Origin of the sequence: Bacillus pseudomycoides DSM 12442 (assembly GCF_000161455.1) — a bacterium.
In the GTDB taxonomy this organism is placed as follows: domain Bacteria; phylum Bacillota; class Bacilli; order Bacillales; family Bacillaceae_G; genus Bacillus_A; species Bacillus_A pseudomycoides.
Genome location: NZ_CM000745.1, coordinates 4981587 through 4982121, shown reverse-complemented (window position 1 = coordinate 4982121; position 535 = coordinate 4981587). Strand labels below are relative to the sequence as shown.

Annotated in this window: 1 protein-coding gene; it reads right to left on the bottom strand. The window is 32.9% G+C overall.

What is annotated here, in order from left to right:
* Positions 1–30: 30 nt before the first annotated feature.
* Positions 31–492 carry a CarD family transcriptional regulator gene (locus BPMYX0001_RS25290; protein ID WP_018783411.1) on the bottom strand — a complete coding sequence of 154 codons (462 nt, stop codon included), beginning with the start codon at positions 490–492 and terminating at the stop codon, positions 31–33.
* Positions 493–535 lie beyond the last annotated feature (43 nt).

Here is a 535-nt window from a genome sequence, read left to right as displayed (position 1 = left end):
GGGGATGTAATACATTATCTATAATGAACCTTAACAGAAACTTTTTAATTGATTTTCAGTGATCCCTTTAATTAATCCCAGTTCACTAATCAAAAATTCATGTGCGTTATCCAACATTTTTTTTTCGCTTGTATTAAGTGCTTTTTCTTTCTTCATACGCATTAGATCACGTACAACTTCAGCACCTTCTTGTATTTCACCCGTTTTTATTTTGTCCGTGTTTACTTTATATCTTTGTTTCCACGGGAGTAATCTATCTGATTCTCCATGCTGAAAAATGTGTATGATGTGTTTTAATGCAAGTATATCAGTAACTGGACGTATACTCGAACTCAATATTTTACCCGTAGGAATCAAGACTTGCATATTACTGATTGACATTTTTATGACATAATACTGTTGTTTTTCCCCTGAGAATTCTTTTTCTTCTATGGCTTCAATTATACCTGCTCCGTGCATTGGATAAACAATGTTATCGCCAATTTGAAACATATAATCCACCTCCATATATGGTAACCTTCTTAAGCTTAACATA